The organism is Argonema galeatum A003/A1 (assembly GCF_023333595.1).
Lineage (GTDB): Bacteria > Cyanobacteriota > Cyanobacteriia > Cyanobacteriales > Aerosakkonemataceae > Argonema > Argonema galeatum.
The window spans coordinates 22,832-49,180 of sequence record NZ_JAIQZM010000022.1; the positions used below are offsets into that span (position 1 = coordinate 22,832).

General features: G+C 45.2%; 27 protein-coding genes. 13 read left to right on the top strand and 14 right to left on the bottom strand.

The features are described 5' to 3' along the window. Positions 1-161: 161 nt before the first annotated feature. The 3 genes from trpB (at position 162) to LAY41_RS20960 (ending at position 2,824) form a co-directional block, all read left to right on the top strand. Positions 162-1,406, top strand: coding sequence for a tryptophan synthase subunit beta (gene trpB / locus LAY41_RS20950; protein ID WP_249102590.1), 1,245 nt, complete (start codon positions 162-164; stop codon positions 1,404-1,406). A 238-nt stretch (positions 1,407-1,644) separates the two neighbouring features. Continuing rightward, the gene (locus LAY41_RS20955) at positions 1,645-2,205 is read left to right on the top strand and encodes a CAP domain-containing protein (RefSeq protein ID WP_249102593.1); all 561 of its coding nucleotides are present in this window, start codon (positions 1,645-1,647) and stop codon (positions 2,203-2,205) included. Then, positions 2,195-2,824 carry a ribonuclease D gene (locus tag LAY41_RS20960; RefSeq protein ID WP_249102595.1) on the top strand — a complete coding sequence of 210 codons (630 nt, stop codon included), beginning with the start codon at positions 2,195-2,197 and terminating at the stop codon, positions 2,822-2,824. The genes LAY41_RS20955 and LAY41_RS20960 overlap by 11 nt, the downstream gene beginning before the upstream one ends. 125 nt (positions 2,825-2,949) lie before the next feature. Here LAY41_RS20960 and LAY41_RS20965 read toward each other — a convergent pair whose 3' ends face one another. From LAY41_RS20965 to LAY41_RS20980, 4 genes are all read right to left on the bottom strand, one after another. Further along, complete coding sequence (locus tag LAY41_RS20965; RefSeq protein ID WP_249102597.1) at positions 2,950-3,333, bottom strand: rhodanese-like domain-containing protein; 384 nt, start codon at positions 3,331-3,333, stop codon at positions 2,950-2,952. A 290-nt stretch (positions 3,334-3,623) separates the two neighbouring features. Next, the gene (locus LAY41_RS20970; protein ID WP_338023035.1) at positions 3,624-4,232 is read right to left on the bottom strand and encodes a rhodanese-like domain-containing protein; all 609 of its coding nucleotides are present in this window, start codon (positions 4,230-4,232) and stop codon (positions 3,624-3,626) included. A gap of 101 nt (positions 4,233-4,333) precedes the next feature. Continuing rightward, complete coding sequence (locus LAY41_RS20975) at positions 4,334-5,878, bottom strand: tetratricopeptide repeat protein (protein WP_249102598.1); 1,545 nt, start codon at positions 5,876-5,878, stop codon at positions 4,334-4,336. Next, complete coding sequence (locus tag LAY41_RS20980; protein ID WP_249102599.1) at positions 5,878-7,164, bottom strand: ATP-binding protein; 1,287 nt, start codon at positions 7,162-7,164, stop codon at positions 5,878-5,880. The genes LAY41_RS20975 and LAY41_RS20980 overlap by 1 nt, the downstream gene beginning before the upstream one ends. Positions 7,165-7,260: 96 nt before the next feature. Here LAY41_RS20980 and mutL point away from each other — a divergent pair, with 96 nt between their 5' ends. Together mutL and LAY41_RS20990 are read left to right on the top strand one after the other, a co-directional pair. Next, positions 7,261-8,961, top strand: coding sequence for a DNA mismatch repair endonuclease MutL (gene mutL, locus LAY41_RS20985; RefSeq protein WP_249102600.1), 1,701 nt, complete (start codon positions 7,261-7,263; stop codon positions 8,959-8,961). Positions 8,962-9,593: 632 nt separating this feature from the next. Further along, positions 9,594-11,996, top strand: a complete 2,403-nt coding sequence (locus tag LAY41_RS20990) for a putative bifunctional diguanylate cyclase/phosphodiesterase (protein ID WP_249102601.1) — start codon at positions 9,594-9,596, stop codon at positions 11,994-11,996. Between the two features lie 59 nt (positions 11,997-12,055). Here LAY41_RS20990 and LAY41_RS20995 read toward each other — a convergent pair whose 3' ends face one another. Together LAY41_RS20995 and LAY41_RS21000 are read right to left on the bottom strand one after the other, a co-directional pair. Continuing rightward, positions 12,056-12,430, bottom strand: a complete 375-nt coding sequence (locus tag LAY41_RS20995; protein WP_249102605.1) for a hypothetical protein — start codon at positions 12,428-12,430, stop codon at positions 12,056-12,058. Beyond that, on the bottom strand, positions 12,399-12,617 hold the full coding sequence (locus tag LAY41_RS21000; protein WP_249102607.1) for a hypothetical protein: 219 nt from the start codon (positions 12,615-12,617) through the stop codon (positions 12,399-12,401). The genes LAY41_RS20995 and LAY41_RS21000 overlap by 32 nt, the downstream gene beginning before the upstream one ends. 82 nt (positions 12,618-12,699) lie before the next feature. On the opposite strand from LAY41_RS21000, the gene LAY41_RS21005 reads away from it, so the two are divergent. Both LAY41_RS21005 and LAY41_RS21010 read left to right on the top strand, forming a co-directional pair. Then, complete coding sequence (locus LAY41_RS21005; protein ID WP_249102729.1) at positions 12,700-13,284, top strand: Uma2 family endonuclease; 585 nt, start codon at positions 12,700-12,702, stop codon at positions 13,282-13,284. Positions 13,285-13,355: 71 nt separating this feature from the next. Continuing rightward, positions 13,356-14,555, top strand: a complete 1,200-nt coding sequence (locus LAY41_RS21010; RefSeq protein WP_249102610.1) for a pentapeptide repeat-containing protein — start codon at positions 13,356-13,358, stop codon at positions 14,553-14,555. A gap of 101 nt (positions 14,556-14,656) precedes the next feature. On the opposite strand, the gene LAY41_RS21015 is transcribed toward LAY41_RS21010, so the two are convergent. Next, complete coding sequence (locus LAY41_RS21015; RefSeq protein ID WP_249102612.1) at positions 14,657-15,220, bottom strand: 3'-5' exonuclease; 564 nt, start codon at positions 15,218-15,220, stop codon at positions 14,657-14,659. Between the two features lie 73 nt (positions 15,221-15,293). Continuing rightward, positions 15,294-16,646 (bottom strand): UDP-N-acetylmuramoyl-tripeptide--D-alanyl-D-alanine ligase, encoded by a 1,353-nt coding sequence (locus LAY41_RS21020; RefSeq protein ID WP_249102614.1) that lies wholly within the window; start codon positions 16,644-16,646, stop codon positions 15,294-15,296. A 499-nt stretch (positions 16,647-17,145) separates the two neighbouring features. On the opposite strand from LAY41_RS21020, the gene LAY41_RS21025 reads away from it, so the two are divergent. Both LAY41_RS21025 and rpsU read left to right on the top strand, forming a co-directional pair. Further along, the gene (locus LAY41_RS21025; protein WP_249102616.1) at positions 17,146-18,498 is read left to right on the top strand and encodes a hypothetical protein; all 1,353 of its coding nucleotides are present in this window, start codon (positions 17,146-17,148) and stop codon (positions 18,496-18,498) included. A 244-nt stretch (positions 18,499-18,742) separates the two neighbouring features. Beyond that, positions 18,743-18,922: a 30S ribosomal protein S21 gene (gene rpsU, locus LAY41_RS21030; protein ID WP_249064826.1), complete on the top strand. Its 180-nt coding sequence runs from the start codon at positions 18,743-18,745 to the stop codon at positions 18,920-18,922. A 93-nt stretch (positions 18,923-19,015) separates the two neighbouring features. On the opposite strand, the gene pth is transcribed toward rpsU, so the two are convergent. The 3 genes from pth to psbH all read right to left on the bottom strand — a co-directional run bounded on the left by pth (position 19,016) and on the right by psbH (position 20,267). Beyond that, entirely contained in the window at positions 19,016-19,663 is a 648-nt protein-coding gene (pth, locus tag LAY41_RS21035) for an aminoacyl-tRNA hydrolase (RefSeq protein WP_249102624.1), read from the bottom strand. 12 nt (positions 19,664-19,675) lie between these two features. Next, positions 19,676-19,948: a TatA/E family twin arginine-targeting protein translocase gene (locus tag LAY41_RS21040; RefSeq protein ID WP_338023036.1), complete on the bottom strand. Its 273-nt coding sequence runs from the start codon at positions 19,946-19,948 to the stop codon at positions 19,676-19,678. Between the two features lie 115 nt (positions 19,949-20,063). After that, a complete protein-coding gene (gene psbH, locus LAY41_RS21045; RefSeq protein WP_249064824.1) occupies positions 20,064-20,267 on the bottom strand; it encodes a photosystem II reaction center phosphoprotein PsbH in 204 nt (67 codons plus the stop codon). Between the two features lie 157 nt (positions 20,268-20,424). On the opposite strand from psbH, the gene psbN reads away from it, so the two are divergent. The 3 genes from psbN (at position 20,425) to LAY41_RS21055 (ending at position 22,033) form a co-directional block, all read left to right on the top strand. Beyond that, positions 20,425-20,556 carry a photosystem II reaction center protein PsbN gene (gene psbN / locus LAY41_RS21050; RefSeq protein ID WP_249102627.1) on the top strand — a complete coding sequence of 44 codons (132 nt, stop codon included), beginning with the start codon at positions 20,425-20,427 and terminating at the stop codon, positions 20,554-20,556. A gap of 236 nt (positions 20,557-20,792) precedes the next feature. Beyond that, positions 20,793-21,191, top strand: a complete 399-nt coding sequence (locus tag LAY41_RS32860) for a peptidoglycan-binding domain-containing protein (protein WP_420840336.1) — start codon at positions 20,793-20,795, stop codon at positions 21,189-21,191. A gap of 344 nt (positions 21,192-21,535) precedes the next feature. Continuing rightward, positions 21,536-22,033: a peptidoglycan-binding domain-containing protein gene (locus LAY41_RS21055; RefSeq protein WP_249102628.1), complete on the top strand. Its 498-nt coding sequence runs from the start codon at positions 21,536-21,538 to the stop codon at positions 22,031-22,033. A gap of 351 nt (positions 22,034-22,384) precedes the next feature. Here LAY41_RS21055 and LAY41_RS21060 read toward each other — a convergent pair whose 3' ends face one another. Beyond that, positions 22,385-22,801: a hypothetical protein gene (locus LAY41_RS21060; RefSeq protein WP_249102629.1), complete on the bottom strand. Its 417-nt coding sequence runs from the start codon at positions 22,799-22,801 to the stop codon at positions 22,385-22,387. A 325-nt stretch (positions 22,802-23,126) separates the two neighbouring features. Between LAY41_RS21060 and LAY41_RS21065 the strand changes: the two genes are divergently transcribed. Then, entirely contained in the window at positions 23,127-23,393 is a 267-nt protein-coding gene (locus LAY41_RS21065; protein WP_249102631.1) for a hypothetical protein, read from the top strand. Between the two features lie 433 nt (positions 23,394-23,826). Here the strand turns inward: LAY41_RS21065 and LAY41_RS21070 are convergent, their stop codons facing one another. Then, positions 23,827-24,384 carry a hypothetical protein gene (locus LAY41_RS21070; RefSeq protein ID WP_249102738.1) on the bottom strand — a complete coding sequence of 186 codons (558 nt, stop codon included), beginning with the start codon at positions 24,382-24,384 and terminating at the stop codon, positions 23,827-23,829. Then, positions 24,309-26,349: alpha-mannosidase (locus LAY41_RS21075; protein WP_249102634.1), on the bottom strand; the 2,041-nt coding region annotated here is incomplete at its 5' end. The genes LAY41_RS21070 and LAY41_RS21075, both read right to left, overlap by 76 nt.

The following is a 26,349-nucleotide window of genomic DNA, read 5'->3' on the forward strand; positions in this document are numbered from 1 at the left end:
TTGTTAATACGATAATAAAAAGTGATTAATTAGTTTGGGCCAGAATTGGCAAACCACACTGATGGCAGGAAAAATTTGTATAGCGATCGTTGCTTCCTTGTCCTCCTTCTCCTGCTTGTCCATGTCAAAATGGAAGTCTGTCGTGTATTCTCGCCTGACCCGTGACCACTACTCCTCTCTCTTATAGTTCCCAAACAGCAACTGACCCCCACGCTCAGCAACCGGACGCCCTGGGAAGATTTGGGCGCTTTGGTGGCAAGTACGTGCCGGAAACGCTGATGCCTGCTTTGAGCGAACTAGAAGCGGCATTTGTACAATATCGCTCTGAGGCAGATTTCCAACAAGAACTCCAACAACTGCTGCGCGACTATGTGGGACGCCCCAGCCCCCTGTACTTCGCCGAACGCTTAACCGCGCACTATGCCCGACCTGACGGCACTGGGCCGCAAATTTATCTCAAACGAGAAGATTTGAACCACACTGGGGCTCATAAAATCAACAACGCTTTGGCTCAGGTATTGTTGGCCAAGCGGATGGGCAAACAGCGCATTATTGCCGAAACTGGTGCGGGTCAACATGGGGTGGCGACAGCAACCGTTTGCGCCCGGTTTGGCCTGGATTGCGTTATTTATATGGGCGTTCACGATATGGAACGACAAGCCCTAAACGTATTCCGAATGCGGCTGATGGGGGCCGAGGTACGCCCAGTGGCGGCGGGAACGGGAACGCTGAAGGATGCGACTTCGGAGGCAATTCGGGACTGGGTGACGAATGTGGAAACAACTCACTATATCCTGGGTTCGGTTGCTGGCCCCCATCCCTACCCGATGATGGTGCGAGATTTTCATACGATAATCGGTGAGGAAACTCGCGCTCAAGCTCAAGAAAAATGGGGCGGTTTGCCGGATATTCTGTTGGCTTGTGTGGGTGGTGGGTCAAATGCGATCGGACTTTTCCACGAGTTTGTCAATGAGCCTTCTGTGCGGCTGATTGGTGTGGAAGCTGCTGGGGAAGGCGTCGATACAGGAAAACACGCGGCTACCTTGACAAAAGGAAGAATTGGTGTGTTGCACGGGGCGATGAGCTATTTGCTGCAAGATGATGACGGTCAGGTGATCGAGCCGCACTCGATTAGCGCTGGGCTGGACTATCCTGGTGTTGGCCCGGAACATAGTTATCTGAAAGATTCGGCGCGTGCTGAGTATTACAGCGTAACTGACAAAGAAGCTTTGGAAGCGTTTAAGCGTCTATCTCAGCTGGAGGGGATTATCCCGGCGTTGGAGACGGCTCATGCGATCGCATTCCTGGAGACTCTCTGTCAAGAGCTTACCGGCAGTCCTCGCATAGTCATCAACTGCTCCGGTCGCGGCGATAAAGATGTGCAGACAGTCGCCAAGTTGGGTTAGGGGCTAGAACACCGATTCAGTAATACTTGGCGGTGGGTTTTTAGCTTGTAGGGGCGAAGCATTCGGGTAGAAAATCTATCGCTCTTACCCTAGATTTCCTGCCCGAATGCTTCGCCCCTACCATTACTGAATTGATGTTCTAGGGGCTAGGGGAAGAGAGGGGCTAGTAAGTCAGAAATGATGTTCAATTCTCGATTTTCCCAGTTCCCAGTCCATCGTCTCTCCCTAAGCATTGAAGATGCAAAAACGATTTACGGCAATTGTTGTGGGAACGATCGTGCTTAGTAGTGGTTTGGTGGGCTGCGATTTCATCAAGAATATTGGTGAAGTTAAATCAAGCAAACCGACTGCAACTGCTTCGCCGAATTCTGGTTCTCAAACATCGCAATCTAATTCCTTAAATGCCTTGGAAAAATCAATTCACCAACAAGTAAACGAATATCGCAAATCCCGTAATTTACCGCCCCTGACGCTGGACGATCGGATCAGCGAACAAGCGAAGATACACAGTCAAGCGATGGCTAGCGGTAAAGTTCCTTTTAGCCATGAGGGATTTGAGCAGCGAGTTAAAGCGATCGCTAAATCGATTAACTATCGCAGTTCTGCTGAAAATGTCGCATTCAACCAAGGTTATAGTGACCCAGCCACTCAAGCTGTGCAAGGTTGGTTAAAAAGTCCCGGTCATCTGAAAAATATTGAAGGTGATTTTGACTTAACTGGGGTGGGCGTTATCAAAAACGCTCAAGGCGAGTTCTACTTCACGCAAATTTTTATCAAGCGTTCTAGATATGGATTTTGAAGAAGATTTTCAGGTTTTCGATCGCGACCTTTCCGATTCCCTTTTAGCTGAGTATCTCAAAGCTGAAGCTGTAGCTGTGGATACCGAAACAATGGGATTGCTGCCGATGCGCGATCGCTTGTGTCTCGTGCAACTATCTTGTCCCGGTTACTTAACTGTAATTCGCATTCCTAAAGGGCAAACAGAAGCTCCGAATTTAAAACAGTTAATGGAAGCATCAAATGTTACTAAAGTGTTCCATTTTGCCCGGTTTGATGTTGCCCAATTGCGTCAGAATCTGGGCATTGACGTAGCGCCGATATTCTGCACCAAAATCGCCAGCAAGTTAGCCAGAACTTACACTCAAAGACACGGACTTAAAGATGTGGTGCAAGAATTAGAGCGAGTGGAACTTGACAAAACTGCCCAAAGTTCCGACTGGGGAAATGCGGCGAATTTATCTGAGGAGCAACTGCGTTATGCCGCGAACGATGTGCGTTACCTGCTGAGTGTGCGACAAAAATTGATTGCTATGCTCAAACGCGAAGAACGTTACTCACTTGCAGAGCAATGCTTTCAGTGCTTACCGACAGTGGTGGAACTGGATTTACTGCAATACAAGGATATTTTTGAACACTGATAATTGTCAGTGGTCAGTGGTCAGTGGTGAGTGGTCAGTGGTCAGTTGTCAGTTGTCAGTGGTCAGTTGTCAGTTGTCAGTTGTTTGTTGATGGTTTCTACTAACAATTGACCACTGACTAATGACTAATTACCACTGACAACAGATGGAATAGCTTCCACAGGAAAACCTACTGCTTTCCATGCTGCGAGACCGCCTCTTAGTTCGGAGACATTCTCAAATCCAGCTGCACGCAGTTTGGTTGCTGCTTCGGCTGTTTCTTCATCAATTTCGCCGTAGATATATAAGTCGCGGCTGAGTACAAGGCTGGGTCTGGCCCGATCGATCAATTCGTTCATAGGCATGGAGATAGCGCCCATGATGTGACTGGTGTTGAAGAGATTGCGATCGCGCACATCGATAATTGTCAGTGCTGGTTCGCCCCAGTCTAGTCTAGCTTTCAAGTCATAAACAAGCGATCGCGCCTTCATAGGTGGAGGCGTGGGAATCAGGTTTGGGAAGGGGCTCATAGTCTTGGCAATTTTTTATCACGTTACCTGCAATTTAACAACTTCTTTTACGATTTGCAAACTTTTATTGATAAATTATTTACATATCTAAGCATTTATGCTTATGAGCGGCACAGCCAAAATATAGCAACCGCTTTCGTCAGTTAGGACTTTCTTAATTCCTGAAACCCTACTCCCTAGCCCCTAGCTATATTTGTCTATTAGACATCTCCTTTCATAGAATGTAGAGACGTTGCATGCAACGTCTCTACAAGGGTTACAGGTAACGCACCTTTAATTTCTGGAGATGACTATTTGCTCTGCGTTGATTTATGATTTTTTAGCCGATCGGCCACATTATAATCATCAGATCCAGGAGGAGTTCTCGATTCGGAAACGCCTTCTGTGGGGCCACCGATCGCTTTCCATGCCGCCAAACCGCCTTGCAGTTCGGCTACTTTTTCAAACCCAGCACTACGAAGCTGATTCGCAGCTTGAGCTGTGCGATCGTCGCTATCAGCGTAGACGTAGATATCGCGGTTGAGATCTATACTGGGTTTGGCGCGTTCTACCAATTCATCGATCGGCATGGGCATAGCTCCCGTAATATGACCGTCGTTGTAGACTTCGCGATCGCGCACATCTAAAATTGTAAAAGCTGGTTCGCCCCATTCCAGACGAGATTTGAGGTCATGTGCAGAGGACTGGGGTTTGAATCCCGGCGGGGTAGGAGTAATGTTCGGCAGCTTGCTTTTAGCGGATTCGATCGCGTCTGAAACCTTGTCGCCAGAGTGTTTAACATCCTCTGTCAACTTTTCTTTAACAGTTTGAGCGGCGTCTGAAACCTTGTCGCCAGCCTTTTGAATGCCTTCAGAGATGTTATTTTTAGCTTCTTGAGCTTTGTCTTGGATGTTTTCCATGTTTCGATTCTCTGTTACTTCACCTGAAATGTAACAAAGCATTAAAATGAGCTAATCTTTCTCTGGGGGGATCGCTGCAATTATCTTTCTTTAGGCACAGTTTATCCTTCTTTAGACTGAGTTGAGTCAGGAGATTCAGAGTCATTAGTAGGGCTTATCTCAGCACGCAGCTTTTCGAGGTTTGCGCGAATACCGATAGTTTGGGGATGGTTTGAGCCTAGAGTGCGATCGCTAATTTCCAAAGCTTGCAATAACAGCGGTTCTGCTTGGCTATATCTTCCTTGGGATTTGTAGAGATATGCCAGATTGTTCAGACTTGTGGCGACATCGGGATGTTCATCTCCCAACCAGCATTTTCTCAATTCCAAAGCTTGCAAATACAGCGGTTCTGCTTGGCTGTATCTTCCTTGGGATTTGTAGAGATATGCCAGATTGTTCAGACTTGTGGCGACATCAAGATGTTCATCTCCCAACCAGCGTTTTCTCAATTCCAAAGTTTGCAATAACAGCGGTTCTGCTTGGCTGTATCTTTCTTGGGAATAGTAGAGATTTGCCAGATTGTTCAGACTTGTGGCGACATCGGGATGTTCATCTCCCAACAAGCGTTTTCTCAATTCCAAAGTTTGCAATAACAGCGGTTCTGCTTCGCTGTATCTTCCTTGGGAATAGTAGAGATTTGCCAGATTGTTCAGACTTGTGGCGACATCGGGATGTTCATCTCCCAACCAGCGTTTTCTCAATTCCAAACCTTGCAATAACAGCGGTTCTGCTTCGCTGTATCTTCCTTGGGAATAGTAGAGATTTGCCAGATTGTGCAAGCTTTCTGATAAGTCTGTTTCTAAACCAAGCTTTTTTTGTAAAGCAACAGCCTTGCGAAAATACTCTATTGCCAGTTCTTGTTCTTTTTGATAATCTTGAGCCTCACCTCCTTGCAGCCTTCTGTTGTAAATCTCACCAATTCTCGCGTACAAGGTAGCCAACAGAGGATCTTCAGCACCTCGTTTCCCTTCAATCTGTTGAATCAGTTGCTGCAAATCTTCTACCGACAGAAAGTATGGATCGTCATCATTATTAGGTGATTCATCCCGCTCCAAAAATGACCGTAATGGTGTAATCTCCTTAGCCGAAATTAAAGCAGTCTTTTTGGACTCAAACCGAAACACACCCTTGCGCCAACTCCAAAAATCTGGAGCTTTTTTAATCAAGTTAATTAAGATTTGATTAGTCACCCAAATCACAATAGGATAAGGAAACTCTCGCAAAGCTTCCCGCGTCCACTGCAAATAACCGAAAAAAATCTCCTGTTCCGAACGTTCAGCCCCTAATTTAAGAAAATATAGTTTCTCTGCACCCGTCACCGTCAATACTGCTTTGCTACCATTTTGCAGATACTCATCTGCTTGCAGTACTTCCGCAATAGCAGCCCTAATACTCGGTTCGCCTTTGGGCAATTCTACCCGATAATTACGAATATCTGGCGCTAGTTCAGCTTCATAGCGTGCAATTATCCCGTCTCGAAAATTACTATCGTCGCAAACAGCAATCAATAAAGATAATACTCCCTGGCTAGCCTCAATAGTAACTAGCAAATCCTCAGAGTTTTCTTGATTTTTATCTTGCGGCTCTGCCATCTCTTGGGATATCATTAGATCAACCCCTGTTCTCTCAATAGCTCAATTACAATTGGGTGAACATCGTACCAATTTTGACGATTGCGATACTCCAAAACATACAACCCATGTAGCAAGTCTAAAAACTCTGGCTGCTTTGGGTCATCCGGTGTAAATTGTTGATACGTCTTATGCAAGATTTCATAATCAACCTTACCTAAAGGAATGGCAAAATCATTGCGGATACCGTTAACTGCTTTATCTAAAATCTCATCATCAATCATCATAGCAGTTTGAGCGGGTTGCCGCCTGATTAATCGCAGACAAATCCTGCAACATTCATTGGCAATGCGAATCAATTCCCGCAGCACACCGCCACTCATTAAAACCATCTTTTCTGCCGTCTGCGGTTCTAATAGCTGACTTGATATGCGCTTATTTAGAATTTGACATAAAATATCTTTAGCCTCCATGCGAATAACTGGATTAGGTAGGCGGCTTTGTCCTTTCTCAAACAACTTCAAGACAGGCATCACCACTATTTGGTCATTGGTTTCTGTCTCAATCAGAGGTCGAAGAAACTTGTCTCGCAAAACAGCAATAGGTATCGTGTAAATAATCCGAAATCCAGGTAAGCATAGAGCCTTGATGTTATCTCGGTAAATTTCGTCAACTCGCGCTAACTCTAGCTTATCCAAGTCATCGATAATAACCAAAACATCTTTTTTACTAGCAACCTGAATAACAGCAGCGATTTCATTGATTCGCGCTACTAAGTCGGAAACCTTCCTCTCAAACTCTTGCTTGATTTCTTGGCGAACAACAGCATCCGCTTTCAGCTTGCCGCTAATAATTTTGAATAAATCAAAGCCTACCGAAGTTTCAGCTTGTACTTTCTCTTCTTCTATGCGAGTTTTACTAGCAAACCACTTATATATAGCATTTTTGTTTGCTGGCGGTATCTGTACTTGCTGTTTTTCCGCCTCGTACATTAAGTTGACCGCAATGGCAAATAGGATGTTAATATGGTTAATGTCCGACATTTCAATTGTGTCGGAGATAGAAAAAGAAACCACAAAGTATCGGTCATCTAACCAACGACCAAACTCAGCCAATAATGTAGACTTGCCGCAACCGCGATGTCCCGTGAAAATAATCTTTCCATCACCAGAAGGGCTATCTTCAACCAACTGCTCTAATTCTTCAATAATTTCTCTACCATAATCTACCCTGAATTTATCTAATTCCCTCTGCTCCAATAGTGGCAGAAGTTCCAAATTTCGATAAGCTTCCTGAAAAACCTTTAATAAATCTCCAGACATCGCTTTGTATTGTAAGATGTTTTATTCACTCATAATGATGACGCATTTTGGGATCTTCGTGCATTGAAAGTTGCCTGCTCTCCTAAACTAGATCTTATGCCTTCCCCTATCCAAACCCTACCCGCAGAAGTAGTGCATCTCATCGCCGCCGGTGAGGTGATTGACTCTATAGCAGCTGTCGTGCGAGAACTGGTAGAAAATGCCCTCGACGCTTGTGCAACTCGCATCGCCATATCTCTCTGGCCGGAACAATGGCGAGTCCGAGTAGCGGATAATGGTTTTGGTATGGATTTGGCAGACTTGCAACTCGCAGCAACTCCCCACAGCACTAGCAAAATCCGTTGTTGTGAGGATTTGTGGAAGATTACCAGTTTGGGGTTTCGCGGCGAGGCGTTGCACAGTTTAGCGCAGTTGTCGGAATTAGATATTTGCAGTCGATCGCGTGATGGTGGTGAGGGGTGGCGAATAGTATATGATGCTCTAGGGGAACCTGCGGTGGAAGAAGCAGTTGCGATCGCACCTGGAACGATCGTCACCGCCGCCAATCTATTCGGTACTTGGACTGTCCGCCGCCAGGGATTACCGACACCCGCACAACAATTGAAAGCGGTACAAGCTACCATTCACCAAATCGCCCTCTGTCATCCCCATATTACTTGGCAAGTTCAGCAAAACGATCGCCCCTGGTTTACCATCAGTCCCGGCGAAACAGCCCAGCAAATTCTCCCCCAAATCTTACGCGATGTGCATTTGAGCGATTTGCAGCAGTTCAAGCTGGGACTCTTGATTGGGAAAGATTTTGCTCAATCATCGATCGCCGATCGTCAATCCTTAGAATTAGTTTTAGGATTACCAGACAGATGTCATCGCCGCCGTCCCGACTGGGTAAGAGTTGCAACCAACGGACGGATGATCAAATCTGCGGAACTAGAACAAACAATACTAGCATCCTTTCAACGTACATTACCGCGCGATCGCTACCCCGTCTGTTTCCTCCACCTCCAAATTTCCCCCGATTTAATCGACTGGAATCGTCATCCCGCCAAAGCAGAAATCTACCTGCACTCAATGAATTACTGGCAGGAACAAATTACTCACGCGATCGGACAAGCATTGCAAATCAGTCCAGCCAATCTCCCTGAAGCCGTCCACAGCGAGAGAATGGGCAAATTACTCACAGCAGCAGAAAACAAAAGTGCTTACAGCCTCAATCGTTCCATTCAACCAACTCCATCAAGTAAAAATGAAATTGGTTCGATCGAACTGCGTGCCGTCGCCCAAATTCATAACACTTATATTGTCGCAGAACATCTATCTGGAGTCTGGTTAATAGAACAACATATCGCCCACGAAAGAGTATTGTACGAGCAATTGTGCAGCGCTTGGCAACTCGTACCTCTTCAACCTCCGATCGTTCTCACCCATCTCTGCGATAACCAAGTCGAACAACTGCAACGCATCGGTTTAGAAATCGAACTCTTCGGCGAACAGATGTGGGCAGTTCGCAACGCACCAGCACTACTAGCCCAGCGAGAAGATTGTGCAGAAGCCCTCCTAGAACTCAGTTTAGGGGGAGACTTGCAAACCGCGCAAGTAGCTGTTGCCTGCCGCAGTGCCATCCGTAACGGCACACCTCTTACACTGCAACAGATGCAAACTATTTTAGCACAATGGCAACGCACCCGTCATCCGCGCACCTGTCCCCACGGTCGCCCCATCTATTTATCTTTAGAAGAATCTGCCCTAGCCCGTTTCTTCCGTCGCCATTGGGTAATTGGAAAAAGCCACGGCATTTAGTAACAGGGGCTAGAACACCAATTCAGTAATCGTAGGGGCTTTCGCATCGGTTACATAAAAAATTCCTGTTCTTTTCTTATCTGCGTTCATCTGCGTTCATCTGCGTTCCAGAGTCTTCATCTGCGGTAAAAATTTAACCAACGATGACAACAGTCTTATTCCCGACATATTCACATTTTTAGCTTAAAGTGACAGTAGTAGAATTTGTAGAGCGGGGGAGAGGGGCGATAATTTCAAAATACAAACAGGTAGTTGAGTTTCCGCGCTTAAGCCACCATCCCCCAATCCGTAACATTTAAGCAAATTTTTCACCATCAACGCAAAAAAGCCAAAATTAAAAAGAAAGTATTAAACAAATCTACGTTTTCTTAAAGATTTGATGAAGGCAATAGGGAAAGCGCCATATTTTAGATTTCATATAGTAAATTATAAAAAATAAGTCAAAATTTGACATTTTTTTAGATTATTTTGCATATTAACTAAATAGTGATATGGCTGTCTAAAAAGACAGCTTACTTTGTTGTACTTAATAGTCTTAAACAGTGTCAGCATTACATATTCGTTCCAGACATTTATACCCTATCCCTGGAATATAACAAACAGTTGGTCGAAAAGTATGGAGGCTTATAGCTATGCTCCCGTTTAAAAGTGAACCTCGTTCCTGGGGGCTTCAAGCTCGCCTGTTAGTGCCAATTAGCTTGGTATTGGCGGCGGCGGTCAGCCAGAGCGTCTTCAGCAACTTCTCGATCGCCAGACAAGCAGAACTTTTGGTCAACAGGCGGGGAGTAACCGTGCTGGAAGGAATCGCGAATTCAGTACAGGAGAGACGGAAGTCCAAAGAAATTGTTGCCCAACTACTAGCCTCAAGGAACGACTTAGCTACAGCAGTGAAAAAAGGCGACAAGAGTGCCTTAACGAAAATCCTCATACCCTTACAAACCAAGCTGAGGCTGGGAGATATTCATATATATAACAGGAACGGTGGCGAAATCCTGCATTTAGGGGAAAAATTAGCTCCTGCGATCGCCACACCCCTACTTAAAACTGCTTTGTCTGGATTAACAGAGTCTACAGAATTGGTAAATGGGGAAAAACTAATAATATTGGCTTCAGCCCCGATTAAAGAACCCCAAGGCATGATGGGAGTAATCTTAGTAGAAGCCAGACTCAACGAAAAAGACCTGAACCCGATCGAGAAAAGTGATGGTGTAGAATTAGCCTTATTGCAACAAGACATTCCGATCGGCAGCACTCTAACCCAACCTGACTTGAGGCGCTTGCTGGATAAGTCCCAGCCAACAGAGGAGAGGCTAAACAAACTCAACCAAGACTTTGCTCGCCACAACTTCCACCTCACAGTTAAACCCCTAGCCAACAATGGCTTACTTGTAGCTTTGGTTCCCACGAAGGATTTAGTTGTCGCGTCCAACCAGCGCAATGCGATCGCCTTAATGGGCATCGGAGTGCTGGTTATCGCGATGTTGTGGTTCCTCTTAGTGCTGGCGCAAGACATTGCCAAACCGTTAAAAGTCACGATCGCAGCCACCGGAGACATCCTGCGGGGAAACTACCATCGACGGGTAGCATCCGGTAAAATTCACGAACTCAACGACTTAGCCGCAGCGATCAACTACCTAGCCCAGCAATTGGAAATCCAACTGGCCGAATTGACCCATCAGGCGTTCCACGACTCCTTGACTAAGCTGCCAAACCGCGCTTTATTCATGAATGAGCTAGAGCGGGTTTTGACTGGCGCGGATGGAGATCGGTCTTCAGTTGCAGTGCTGTTTCTGGACTTGGACGGCTTTAAAGTGATCAACGATAGCCTGGGACACAAAGCAGGAGACCAGCTGCTCATTGGCGTGAGTCAACGTCTCAAATCCTGTTTGCGATCGATCGATACAGTCGCCCGTTTCGGTGGCGACGAATTCACCGTTTTGCTCAAAGACATAACTCACCAGACAGATGCCACATACATAGCAGAACGGATTATAGAACAGCTACAAACTCCATTTAACTTAGAAAAGCGTGAAGTGTTCATCAGCAGCAGCATTGGGATTGCCTTAAGCAATTCTGGTTATGAGCGTTGCGACGATCTCCTGCGTAATGCCGATGCGGCCATGTACGAGGCCAAAAAAAGCGGTAAATCCCGCTTTACCTTATTCAAGCCAGACATGGACTCCCGTGCCTTTGAGCGCTTGCAGCTAGCAACCGATCTGCGACGCGCGATCGAACGCCAAGAGTTCAGGCTTTACTACCAACCAGTGCTGCAATTGGAAAACGGCCAAATCAGCGAAGTGGAAGCCCTGATCCGCTGGGAACACCCGCGCATCGGTCTGATCTCGCCTGCTAAGTTTATCCCCCTAGCAGAAGAAACGGGCTTGATCTTGCCTATTGGACAGTGGGTTTTAGAAACAGCTTGCCGACAAGCAAGAGACTGGCAATTGCAGTACCCCGACAATCCCCCATTGGTGGTAGGTGTGAACCTTTCCGCCAAACAGTTCCAACAGCCCCAATTGGTGGATAAAATTGCCCACATCCTCAATGAAACTGGTCTTAACCCCCAGAGCTTAAAGCTGGAAATTACAGAGAGTATGATGATGGAGCAGGGGGACACGACCATTGCCACATTATATCGGCTGAAACATTTGGGGATACGGCTGGCGATCGATGATTTCGGGACGGGTTTTTCCGCTCTGAGTTACCTAAAGCGCTTTCCAGTAGACACTCTGAAGATCGATCGTTCCTTCATCAAGGGTCTGGGGCATAATCGTGAAGATACCGCGATCGTCCATGCCGTAATTGCCTTTGCCAAGGCGCTACACTTAAGCGTAACTGCGGAAGGAGTAGAAACTGCCGAACAGCTATCGCAACTGCGAGTACTGGGATGCGTGAGCGGTCAAGGATATTACTTTTCCGAGCCTATAGCTGCTGATGCCCTTGAGCTACTAATTAACAGACACCTGCATCGGTTTCATGCGATCGAAGAAAGCAATTGCAGCTGCATCTCGCACAACGACTGGGCAATAGCGTAATCGAAGTTTACCGTACCTGGTGCGCTGTATGAACAAAAATACGTGCGATCGCTTCGACCTCATGCTGTCTGCTGCGAAACTTCCAATATTTCATCAACAGAAGCGCCGCGTCGCAATTCCTCCCATTGGGCATCGATTGGTTGATACTGGCAGTAACATACTACAATCCGCTCGTCAGTATCGAAGCTGGCGAACTGGCAAACCCGCACGACCACCCAATCGCCATCGCGTCCGTGAGTCACTCCATTACCGGGATCTTTGGCATTAGCATACTCCCTAACGCGATCGTTTGCTTTGGGAATTTCAGGAGTACTGGAATAATGCCATTCCTCAGAAAGAATGCTTGTTAAGCTTTCCGATGGCAGAAGCTGGCGGTCTTCCCATCCAGTGGCATCTGGATCGTCACTCTTGTAGATAATCCAAGTCTGTCTCATAACGCTCGTCCTCGAAACTGGTTTGTTTGCCGTAAAAAACGCAATCTACTTTTAGGATACTGTCTCTAGTTTTGCGGATATCTTTGAGTTTCCATCCATACCTGTATTCCATCTCGAAACATTTCTTGGGACTGGTCGCCGAATGAATGTTTTCTTGGGTATCCTCCCAATTTGTGCCGGTTCTCATTTTTACTAACTTTTGAACACTTTATGATTTTATCATCTTGAGTTAAAATATATATACCCTCAGCTAGACAAGGAGATTTATGATGTCACTGATGACAATAAAAGACTTGGAAAACTTACAAGCAACACTCTCCGAAGCCGGACATGATTACCAACTAGAACTCGAAGATGGGAAAATTATCGTTATGGGGCCTTCAGACATTGTATCCAGCGAAATTACTATTCTGTTTAGCCGACTACTGGCTAACTGGGTTTACCCTCGTCGCCTCGGACGAGTGTTTGACTCCGCAGGTGGTTTCATCATGCCAGATACAAACCTCAAAGCACCCGATGTTTCCTTTGTTCGCGCCTCCCGCCTTCTCCAAAGTCCTCGTTACTTTGGACAACTTGTACCAGATTTAGTAGTTGAAATTAAATCTCAAAGCGACAGAATTAAACCCCTAGAAAAGAGACTTAAAAAGTTCTTAGAATTAGGAGCAGTTGTCGGAATTCTCATTGACCCCGATGAAACAACTGTAACCGTTTATCGACCCACAGGCGAACCAATTGTCTTAAGCAATGAAGACATCTTAACCATTACAGAACTCTTCCCAGGTTGGGAATTACCAATTCCCGAACTGTGGCCACCCATCTTTACAGAAGCCGAAACAGAAACATTGAGTAACTGAACTAAAGAGCGATCTTGGTTCACCGAATGCAATATATTAAGAACAATAGAAAAGCGACACGCTGCAAATATATGCAGAAAATCTTTCAGCTTGCACTCCTACTAGCCTCTCTCTGCTTAGCCAAATCGGTTCAAGCTGCCAATCCCGAACATATCAAAAAGTTACTGACAACAAATCAGTGTCCCAAGTGCGACCTCAAAAACGTAGACCTCAGAGGCGGTAACTTCCGAGGGGCCGATCTCAGTGGTGCCAATTTGGCGGGTGCCATGTTGGAAAATGCTGACTTAAGGGGTGCCAAACTCCGGGGTGCCGAATTACAGAAGACCGTCCTTAGAGGTGCCAACCTAGAAGTAGCTGACCTGCAAGAAGCCAAAATGAGCGGCGCTATGCTCAGGGAAGCTAAACTGAGGGGAGCAAATTTGAGAAATGCCAGACTCCGGGGTGCCAGACTCAGAGGCGTTGACTTAAGAGAAGCTAACCTAACGACTGCCTTTTTGCCAGAAGCCATTCTCATTGAAGCTAACCTGAGTATGGCTGACTTAAGAGGTGCAAACCTAACTGGTGCCAAACTTAGTAAAGCCAAGCTGGAAACTGCCAATTTAGAGAGTGTCAACTTGACGGGTGCCGACTTAACAGATGCCTATTTAGGTGATGCTAATCTCAGAAGTGCCATCTTGAGTAATGCCAACCTCAAAGGTGCCAACTTAGCTGCTTGTTCCCTAGTTGGAGCTAAGCTGAATGGAGCTATCCTCAACCGTACTGATTTGCAGGGGGCTAACCTAACTCAGGCGGATTTAACTAATGCGAAAGTGGCGAATGCTGACTTGAGTAGAACTATCCTGACTATGGCTAACCTAACTAATGCCAACCTGACTAATACAAAACTCATTAATGCCTACTTGTTTACTGCTAATCTGCAAGGTGCTATCCTGACTAATGCTAATCTAACCAGCGCCAATTTAGAGAGTGCCAATCTCAGGAATGCTATGCTGAATAATGCTGATTTGAGTCAGGCTAATCTAAAGTTAGCAAACTTTTATCAGACCGATATTAGAGGTGCGATTTTGAATGATATTGACTTCAAGGATATCGATCTAAGTCTGGTAAAACTTATGCCAGATCTATTGAATCACGCAGCGCGAATGAACCGAACGCCTTTGGCGGAATTACTTCCTTCCTACCTAAACAATACTACCGATGAAGAAGCAACGCAACAAGGTATCCCGCCTGTACCGGAACAAATAAGAAGAGAAAATAGGTTTCATCGATGAAAGGAGTAAAGAGCGCTGAAGCGCAACAACATACCAAATCGAATAAAAATATCCACGACTCCACTTTTGGGATGGGATATGGGGCAAAATGACAAATTTTTCTATCTCTGAGATATTGTTGTTTTTAAAAGTAATTCTGACAAGATACCAGCTATATTCCAGGCATCATCCACTCCCCGATGATGCGTACCTTCTAGTGGTAAGTTCATCAGTTCCAATGCTTCTGCCATACCTACTTCTTTCGGCAAGGCATGAAAAATGGCAACCAGAGTTTTGATGTTAATATGCCTCGTGCCGAAAGGATAAGTGACATTAAAAGATTGACACTGTTTTTCAAATTGTTGTCTGTCGTATTCACCGTAGCTTGCCCAAACTCGCTGATGGGATAGATATTTATCTTTCAGAATTGCACAAGCTTCTAGGAAGGTAATCCCAGTATCGACTTGTTCTTGAGCTAGCGTAGTTAACTGGGTGCAAAACTCGCTTACGGTTGAACGTTCTGGTTTGACTAAGATACTTTCTTTTTCCAGTCTTTCTCCCGAAGAAATATCTAATGTGCAGATGCCAATTTCGATAATTTCGTTTTCTTGTCCGGGTGGTGACGAACTTTCCCAGCAAGTAGCTTCGATATCGACAACAATAATTTGGTCTAGTTTTTTAGCCATAATCTTTTCTCTATTTTTTATTAGTCAAAAGTCATTGGGCATTTAATTTTTACCAATGACTAATGACTTTTGACTAATGACGAAATTCATTGACTAGGCGATCGAGTCCGACTGAATGGGAAGCTTTAAAGAGAATGCGATCGCCCTCTGTCACCACCTCTCTCAACCTCTCAACCACAGATGCATGAGTCGAAAAGCACTCAGATGGCATAGGTTCGGCACCTTCAGCGATCGCTTCTGCTTGCGGATCGTCTGCTAAAATCAGCAAAACGTCCAGATTCAACTCCCTTACAGTGGCACCTACCTGGCGATGGAATTGGGCCGATCGCTCTCCCAGTTCTTTCATCGTACCCAAAACAGCAATATGCCGTTTCCCCGGCGTCTGCGCCAGCAAACGTAACGCCGCTACCATCGACTCTAGCCCAGCATTGTAAGTTTCATCCAAAATTACGATATCGTTCGGCAAATCGTAACGTTTTGCTCGTCCCTCCGGCAGTTGAACTGGCAAACCAGCTGTTAAAGGTTTCCAATCAATTTTAAGAACCTTCGCCACTGCCAAAGCTGCTAAATAGTTAAGTGCGTTGTGGCGTCCTGGTAAAGGTAGAGGTAATTGCATACCTTCCACACTGACAGTATCGGAATTAATTAATTCCCCCTGTAAATCTCCCCCTTTCAGTCCATAAGTTATAGTTTCTCCTTGCCAAACTTCAGCAGCAGTTTCCATAAGTAAGGGATTATCGTGATTGAGAATAGCAACTGCTTCTGGAGACATTTCTGCGAGTAATTCGCACTTAGCTTGCGCGATCGCTTCTTCACTACCCAACAAACCAATATGCGCTGTACCGACATTCGTAATTACACCTAGATTTGGGTGTGCTATTTGTGTAAGTTCCGCAATCTGCCCTCTACCCCGCATCGCCATTTCAATCACGGCGAAGTCATGTTCTGGCCCCAGTTCTAACAAAGTTTTAGGTACGCCGATCTCGTTATTGTAGTTCGCCTGGGTTTTGAGAACGCGCCCTTTAGTTGACAAAACTGCCGCAATCAGTTCCTTAGTAGTGGTTTTGCCAAACGAACCCGTTACGGCAATCACGGGAATGGTAAACCGATCGCGCCACCAGCGTGCTAGAGCCTGGTATGCTTGCAGAGTGTCTGCTACTTGCAGTTGAGGGATATCCTCTGGCAGCTGGACATTGGTAGCGAGATCTGTAATTATGGCGATCGCTCCTTTATCAACAGCAGATGCCACAAATTTATGCCCATCAAAATTTTCACCCCGTAGCGCCAAAAACACTTCTCCCGGTGTAAGGCTGCGCGTATCGGTTGAAATACCCGTTGCCAGCATCGCTAGCGCTTTTTGGGACAATTTTTCAGGCGGTAGAGCCAGAATTTCAGATATTTGGGCTATCGTTATCTGACAGGGCATGGTGAATAGCTAAATTTCAGTGAATTTCGAGCAACAGCCCGTACCTTAACAGAATCTTCACCAAAAATCCAGATTTTTTGTTTGTATCTTAATGGAGCAGCCGAGTATAAAGTAAAATACTGAGGTATTTTGAGAATAGATAAGTGTACCGTTGCAACAAACACAGGGGGTTCCAGCCCCTTGACCGCCGATCGCAAACCTGGAAATGTTTTATATAAAACACATCTCGACTCGATCGGATGCGACAGTACCTCAAGTTAAGACAATGTAAAATTAGGCCAGCTAAGTGATTTAAGTCACAGTTAGCTGCTATATTTCACCATTAGGATAGAAGAAAAATGAAGGTAAAATATACTAACTCCATAAGATAGCAAATGGGTCAAACAGGATAAGGCTGAAGGAAGCCACTGTTTAAAAGCAGATGTATCAGTCTTAAGAAGAATTTTTTTATACCCTCTTAAGCTTTTGGTAATAGTGAAATATAGTGTAATAGCTGAATATGGAAAATTTAAATTTTCAGGTTCCAAACAAATTTACACCCAAGGTAGAGGAGATCGAAGTGACTGCCTGGAAAGACCCCTATACAAGGCAGATACGGGCCGAGGAGCAAAAGTTATATAAACATCTCCTCCATTGGGCGCAAGTGGAATCCCCAAGTCGTCTGATAGAACGCTTTCACAGCTTGTTTATCGACGGTGCGGGATACCCTGACAGCGAAATTGTGATGTTGCTCGACCAGATTATCAGTTCCAAGCAGGCTGAGCAGGACTTCAAATTTGTTCTTAATCGCTGCTGCCACATTTTGATCAACCGCTGGCAGATGAACCCCCAACAGCAAATAGCGATACCTGAGTTGGTTACGTTGTTTGAGAATACGTCCACCAAAGTAGGAAAGCATTCCTACCGTTCTAAGTCAGTCAGGCGCTTGCAGGAGCTGATCAAGCTTTTTATTGAAAGCGAGCAGTATGTAACCCTGCGACGTTTGTCTCAAGTAATGAGTAAAACCGCCGAACTCAAAAATGAGGCAAAAGTCAAGCCTTTAGGAACATTAATTCGTCGGTATCCGTACTTATACGAGCATTGCCTACTGAGCGAGGACAGTACTTACGAGCATCAGCAAAACATCCGGCAAATACAAGCCCAGGCGCAGGCACAATTTGAAATCGGTCTGTCTCAGTACGTAACCTACCAAGTGCGGCGAAGTCATCAGGCAAAAAAACAAGCTGAAAGTCCGACAAAACTAATTATCCCGCCGGTAAAGAATCCAACTTTATTGAGTGATGGAGAACTTTTCGGTGCCATTAAACAATATGCCGGTCGAGTAGAAGGCTCCTACAGTTACCGCGACTTAGCCCAAAGCTTTTTAACTCACAGTAGCAAAACTCCATCCTTCGGCGCTTTTAAGAACGATCTTTACGCATATCTGATTACTTCAATCGAGCCCGAATACGGGAAACGTCAGTTTAATAAAAAATTCCAAACACATTTACAAAACATCCTTTCACATAACGATTCCCAGCAAGTAAACGAATTTCTGCTAATCAGAACCTGTAGCCATTTGTTGAACTTCTTGGTAGTCAACAGTACCCAGCAACCTCAACACTTTATCTTCATTGACTTGGTTGCAAATCTGGGCATCAATATTACCGTTGGTTTATTGTTGAAAATCCTGCTGCTGTGCCGGAAGGTTAAGCCTTACTTAGAAAAGCGGTTTTCAATTTTGTTTAACCACTACGAGTCTGACTCTGGAGCTGCTGTTATGTGGCTGATTCAATCTTTAGAAAATTTAAATGTTGCGCTCAGTATCCACTTTGGTTCAGTAGACCTGTCCTACCTTAACCAACTCAGATAGGTACTAAGTAGGGACATCAGATGTGAAACACAGAAAGTTTTGAGTTTTGAGTTTTGAGTCAAAGAATTTGATTCACCTTTGCTCTCCTAGAACCCGCGCTTTTGTGACAGAATGTACCAATTTTGACAGAAAACGGATCGAACGCTAACTTCAAATGCTATATGTGGAAATTGCTCGATAAAACCCATACTGGCGCTAGCATGGTGGGGTAGTTAATTAAGTTTCGTAGATCGGAGTGGTAAGAATGACCCAAGTTCTCTTAGGGGAAAATGAAGGACTCGAATCTGCTTTACGTCGATTCAAACGTCAAGTTTCAAGAGCGGGTATCTTGGCTGATGTCAAGACTCATCGCCACTTTGAAACGCCGCTGGAGAAGCGCAAACGCAAGGCAACGGCGGCTCGACGCAAGAAACGGATGAGATAAGGGTTCGTTGCCTACACAGCTAGACGACCTTATCCTCAACCGCGATTCATGTCCCGTTAATCTTAGCGGATCTAGCGGGACATAAATGGCTGATTAGTTTTTGCAAGTGTCTCTAGGAGCAACCGTGCGGTTATTGTAGAGACTCATAGCTTTCTCAACTCCTTGTTTTAGGCTGAGTTCTACCGATTCGACGACGAGTTGGAGTACCTCAGAAATTAGCTGGGTTTCAGCATTTGAAAATCGCCCCAGTACGTGGGAGATGGCGTCTTTATCGTTATTGGTGGGATCTTGAGGTTTGCCGATACCAACTCGCAAACGGGGAAAGTTTTGAGTACCGAGATGTGCGATCGCAGACTTTATCCCATTGTGTCCGCCAGCAGAACCAGACAGACGCAGACGAATTTTCCCCAACGGCAAATCCATATCATCATAAATCGCCAGCACCGATTCTGGGGGGAGTTTAAACCAATCGGTTGCCGATCGAATCGCCTGTCCAGAACGATTCATATAAGTCAAAGGCTTCACAAGCCTGATTTTTTCCCCAGTAGGGCTGCGACCTTCCCCAAATAACGCCTGAAACTTGCGATTTTCCGATAGAGAAATCTGCCAGCAACGCGCCAAAGCATCTACAGCCGCAAAGCCAATATTATGCCGCGTTTGGTCGTACTTAGACTCTGGATTTCCCAAACCGACAATCAACTGGGGAATCACCAAAGCGGGTGCAGACTCAGCCGACTTCATAGACTCAATCCCTTAACTTTGTTGAGACGGCGTTGCGACAGTATTTTCTGAGTTGGCTGTAGCCATCTCCTCAGATTTTGGAGGTGCCGCCGACTTCACAGCTTGCTCCAAATGCTGAGCTTCGCGCTTAAACTCATTTTCAAAATCCCTAGAAGCTTCTTGAAAGCCCCGAATCGTCTTGCCCAAACTGCGACCGATTTCCGGCAACTTCTTCGGGCCAAATATCAATAGAGCTAAAACCAAAATCACGGCCATTTCCGGCAGACCAATACCAAAGATGTTCACGGAAATTCCTCCTGTGGTGCCTCAAATAATTTAGCAGCCAATTCCAATTTAAAAAAAAACCCGGTCATGCCGGGAAAGCTGAAAATAAATCTTATGCTCTCTCAAGAAGAGCAGACTAGCTACCGAGGCTTCTCCAGTCTACCTTGAAACTATCAAGGATCAGAGAGGAATTGAAGATCTGCAAAATAATCAACAAAAAGACCAAAAATAGCACCATGAAAACAGCCATTAGCGGCGTAGTGCCCCAACCGGGAGCAACTTTACCATATTCCGAGTTCAGGGGTTTGAGAATATCTCCCAACAATGTCCTTTGTGCCATGTCTCACCTAAAACGAATCTGAATACTATGTGTGTTTTACCACAATACGGCTTTGCAGAGGCCAATTCACTCCACGACCTACGTCGAGGACTTACTTGGCGATTTGTTAATGTTCCGTAATATTATAAATGAACAAGACTCATAATTTAGCATACTTATGGAACCAGCAACAGTTCTTAGCATTTGCATCGCCGTGGCTCTAATCTCTATCACCGGCTTCTCTATTTATACGGCTTTCGGCCCTCCCTCTAAGGAATTGAACGATCCATTTGAAGATCACGAAGATTGAGGGTATGGGGGCAGAGGGGCTAGAAAAGTCAAAAGTCAAAAGTCAAAAGTCAAAAAGGGGCTAGCCCCTAGCCCCTAGCTCCTAGCTTAGAATCTTCGGCTCAAAGTTAAACTTTTGTAAAAAAAGATTAAAACACCCGGAGCGGGCTCTTAAGCACAGGAAATTACGCAGAGGATGCACCAATTCTAAACAGTGCATCTCCGAGTGATTAAGTACCCAAAAATCAAAAAATTCTCATGGAAACCCTAGCTTATCTCCATTGCGCTTCGGCTTACGAGGAATCATCCTCAACTGAATCTGTCAAGACTGAGACTAAATCTCGACTATTCGATCGACTGAACTGGAAAAAGTTCTCCAGCCGAGCGTGCCTTTTTTTACTGCCCCTTGTCGTTGGCTTAGGTAGCTTCTCTGTCCCAGCCGAGGCGTACACGCGCAACCTGAGTTACGGGAAGCGTGGCCATGATGTGGTACGTCTGCAACGAAATCTGAAATACTACGGCTTCTTCCCTTACAGGGTACGTGCAACGGGGTATTTCGGCTCCATCACCAAACGGTCTGTCAAGCGTTTGCAACATGCCTGCGGAGTCAGGGCTGATGGTATCGTTGGCCCCCAAACCAAAAGAGTATGTCTGTAATTCGCACAATTAGACCTGTCCGTAAACCTCACTCTGGGGTTGGGTAGCAGTAGTCCAGCAACGGCCCTCGTTAAATTTCGTGATTCGCACCCGCCCTAGAAGGCGGGTTTTTTTTAGGTGTTAGCAATGTGAGGAAGCAAAGTTTGGATCTTTACCCAGATGGCATCTTTCCTTAGAAAGAATGTTTATTTTACAGCTAGTTTAACTAATAAACTTTTATTAAAAAATATGAATATACCTGCAAAACACCCCTAGAAGGCAGAAATTGCGCTTAGAATGCAGTCGTTACTCTCAAAAAAAGAATAGCCCTGGTAAGAAACCCACAACAAGGAAACAAATTGGCTATGGAAACACTGGCATATATCCACTGTGCTTCGGCTTATGAGGAATCGTCGCTCATTGAGTCGGTCAAGAGCGAAGATAACGCTCCTGTATTCGACGGGCTGAACTGGAAAAAGTTCTCGACGCAAGCATGGCTTTACTTGCTGCCTTTTGCGATCGCGTTGGGCGTCTTGGGGATCTCCGATCAAGCCCAAGCAACATTGGGATACCGCGACCAAGGCTATAAAGTCTTTAAATTGCAAAATAAGTTAAAACGTTTGGGCTACTTCCCCCGGTACGTGCGTTCAACTGGTTATTTTGGTTCGATCACTGCAAATGCCGTGATCCGATTCCAAAGTCACAAGGGACTGTACCAGGATGCGATCGTTGGCCCTCGGACTAAGCGTGCCCTACACATGAAGCATCATCGGCGTTATGCACGCCATTGGGCACATCGGGTTGTCTATAGTCCCTGTTACAAAGTTGTGACAGTTTCTTACCGCTGTTATTATCGCGTCTAATATCATTAGCGCAACAGAGTCAACAAGCCACCACAAGACCCAGAGGGTCTTGTGGTGGCTTGAAAGATAGCCCTAGTTGACCAAAAACTATAAAAAACGCCGTAGAAAGAAGGTGTTGAAGCGAAACCGATCCAAAAAGTTCTCTACGGTTGTTTTTCACCTCCGCTTGCAAAAGCGGGTTTTTGTTTTTGTTACAAAAATAAAACAAATACCCCATCCCTAACCCCTAAGAGCAACAGAGAGGGGGCAAACTTATGATTCCCTCTCCGTTAGCGGGGAGGGTTAGGGTGGGGTTCTAAATATTTTGGCAAGAGGTTTATTGTTTGCTCAATAAAGCAAAGGATGTTGAAGCTATATAGCTCCTGGTCCTTTGGGACGCGAGTCGTCTTCCACGCTCAGTTTTCCTTGCTCGTCTTGCTTCAAGTCATTGATTTTTTGACTGCGCTCAGCAGCAAGCGCGGCTTCTTTTTCCCTTAAGTCACCAGGTTCGTTGATGTACATTTCTGGCTCAATGGCGTAATTGTTCAGAAGACCTTCTTTGTCTACTGTGTAGCCGTCTGTGGTGCGAATGCTTTCGTCATCTGTTTGAGTGTTTGTTTCTGCTCCTTCTTCGCGCTCTAGTGAGGGAACTGTCTTGAAGGTATTGCCTTCCCGCTGTTGGCGTGCAGCGGTTTCAGCCGGGACGATGTGGGGATCGTAGTTATCCTCTGCAACTCTGTCAGATGTATCGGTAGCAGATTGTATATTTTTCTTTGTTTGCTTATCCATGATTAAATCCTCAAAAAACGATCTCTTATACCTCAGAATAAACCTATGCGAGGTCAGGTGTAACTGTCTTTGGTCTGAGGTTGCGATCGCGTTTTGCTCTGCCTTTTGGCTCTCACGGGACTGTCGGAGGGGTTCTTACGCGATCGCAGTCGTTTTTAGACTGTCTAATTAGCCTTTTTACAAGATATTATAGCTATTACAAAACAGATTTGCGTTTGGTTTGCATAAAAATAATAGCATTCGTACATTAGTCTATCTACCCAAGGTAGTAAGACTTGTGAGATTGTGCTACCATTGCCAATAAATTTTACCTGGAGGTCAATCAATGGCTACCCTTCATTTACAAGATGTACCAGAAGACTTGTCTGTGCGACTCGAACAGTTAGCTAAATCCCAGCACCGTACAATTACCACTCAAGTCATCACCTTGTTAGAGAGTACTTTACCACCGCAGACACCGCAAAGTCAAAGCGAGATACCTAAGTCTGTAACAGAAATATTGGCAGAAATCAACCGGCGTCGCGAACAGCTTCCTACTGATGTTGAATGGCCCGATAGCACAGCTTTGATTCGAGAGGATCGCGACAGATGACTATGAGCGATATCCAGAAATTGTCTGTTGTCATCGTTGGTTAAATTTTTACCGCAGATGAAGACAGATAAACGCAGATGAACGCAGATATGAGAACGCGAATTTTTAGGCAACCGATGCTACCGGATGTGATAAGCTATTACGCATCTAAATCCAATACAAAGACGGGCTTTCCTGCCCATCCCACAAGAAGATCGGAAAAACTGACGGTCATTTTAGATGCGTAGCAGCTTATCAGACACCAATCACCTGATAATTTAGCATCACTTGTCCGCCAGAACCGCAAAAACCCGGAGTTTATGCTTATTATGCCACAACAAGTTAGTGCTACATTGTTAACTTTAGACCAGAAGTTGGCGAGAGCTTTAGCATCTACATCTTACGATGTTTGCTTGTTTAATGATTTTTCTATTCCACCATTACTCTCATAATATCAGGAACGGCTACATTGTCTGACAGCTTGGTTTGCGGTCATGCCCTGGCGCAGGCGACTGCGACTGTCGTACATAGTATTTATCATACATTTACTTATCTGTTGACTGGAAATTATATTTGTAGCTCTTTGACAAACCGTAGCAGCAGCGGCGGCGCTCATCCCATTTCTAATTCCACCACTAGAATTGTACATCGTATCTTTTAAACAGTTGCCTATAGCGACGCTTTGTTCTGCGGTTGTGGCGTTTTGACAAGCTGCGATCGCAGCGCTTTCAGTTATCTCCGATCGGCGGCGATTAGCAGAGTACATAATCCTACTCATACAGTGTATTCTGAATTCTCCTGAAGTTTGTGCATTCCCTGGCGGCGGGATAAGAAAGTTCATCGTTGTCAAGGCAGATGCGATCGAGATACAAGGAATAATTTTTGCTAAAGGTCTGCCTTGAATTTTCATAAATATCTTGATGTTACCCGTCCAAATTACTTCATCATACCATATTTGGTTATAATTTCGTTGTTGATTTCGGACATAACCTTGAAACTGACAATTTTCCAAGGCGAAATCCTTAAGGTTTGACCATCAGGTGATAGTTCGGGAGTTTCAACAGGTTGCTCTAATAAATTCACAGACTGCACAATTTCTAATCCCACATCGCTCTGCAACTTCAACTCTGCTTCTTCCCCGTGGCATTCGTAACATCGCAAAATCCATTGATTTGGATGATCTTCCGATTGTTTAAACGCCATCAAAATTAAATTTTCATCCGATAAATCCACCAATCGACCGACAGGTGGTAGATGCGAATCGATATTTTTCCTCATTGCTGGAAGCAATATCGGTTGCAAAGGTAAATTTAATTCATATCCGCGTCGAACTGTGCCAGCCGATTGCCAACTACCTTGGTGAGGATAAAGGGCATAAGTAAATTCGTGACAACCTCGATCGGCTTCTGGATTTGGCCAACTAGGACTCCGTAAAAGCGTTAAACGCAATTGATTAGGCTGGCTGTCATAACCATATTTGCAATCATTCAGCAAACTGACGCCGTAAATTGGCAATTGGTTTGATTCTGACTCATTTTCTATTTGAGTCAAATCTGCCCAGCGCAAAGCACTCACTTCCCATTTTGCTTTTTCTCTTGCTTCTTGGGATATGGTTTTGCGCTGAATTGCACCGCAGGGAATTTCGTAGGTGACATAATCTGCCGTCAAGTTAAGAGGAAACGCAGCTTTTACCAATACGTGACGTTCTTGCCAGTTTACAGTAGTGACGATTTTTATAAGAGGCGATCGCACATCCAGCACATAATCTTGACAAAACTCAGATTCATTCAACTTTCTGATTACCCGCAGACGCTGCTGCACTTTTCCCCTTTCTATCCACTGTATTGATTTCAGCACAGTGGGAGGTAATGGGTGTTGTGCATAGTTGGGGTCAATATTCCAAGCATCCCAATATTGACCGCTATCTTGAAATGCTTGTAGTTGATTTCCACCACCTTCGTTGAGAATTTCCTTATTATTAACTTTATCAAGAAGCGTCGATAAATTACCAGTGTCAGGGTCAACGCTTACCCGCAATAATTCATTCTCTAAAACCCAATCTTTTTCGTTTAAACTATCTTTTTGGACAAATTCACGATTTTGTACTAATATAGATATGTTATCTTTGCTTATCTCCGTGCCTTTAGGGGAAATAGCATCTCTTACCAACGCAGGATCGAGCTTTTCAGCCTCTTGAGGATGTAGCCAGAAGAGACGATAACCGACTGACGGAACATTATTGGCGACAAATAGCAGCATTTTGCCGTCAGACTGGGATGGTAATGGTTGTCCTGTCAAGTCGTAAACTTGCCAGTGCAGCTCTGTCGGTAAAGGAACGGAAACGACTTGCGATCGGTCCCAGTTGAGGGGATTAAAGACGACGAGGGGTAAGGCGTCTGGATGTGGCGGTGGGGGGAGGGCGATTTGAGACGCGATCGCACTCAACCCTCTATCCAATATCTCTGACCCAACTTCCTCTACTTCCTGCCAAGCTCGATTCGCCTCCACAAAAACTGACTGAATCGATGTCCCCGGCAGTATATCATGGAATTGATTAAAAAGCACCTTTTTCCAGGCATCTTCCAATTCAGTTTTGGGATAATCCATCTCAGCAGTTATAGTTGCCAAAGAAGAAAACAATTCTGCTTGGTATAACAATCCTTCGCAGCGACGATTCCAACGTTTTTGATCGGCGTGACTGGTGTAGCAACCGCGATGGAATTCTAGATACAGTTCGTCATTCCAAACGGGAATATTCCTTTTTTCTTTGTTGGTTTCATTCTGCTCCGCAGACGGGCATGGAAAAAGTGGGGAATTCTGACTACTTTCATTCTTCTCCGCAGACGGGGATGGAAAAAGTGGGGAATTCTGACTACTTTCATCCCCCTCCGTAGACGGGGATGGAAAAAGTGGGGAATTCTGACTACTTTCATTCTTCTCCGCAGACGGGGATGGAAAAAGTGGGGAATTCTGACTA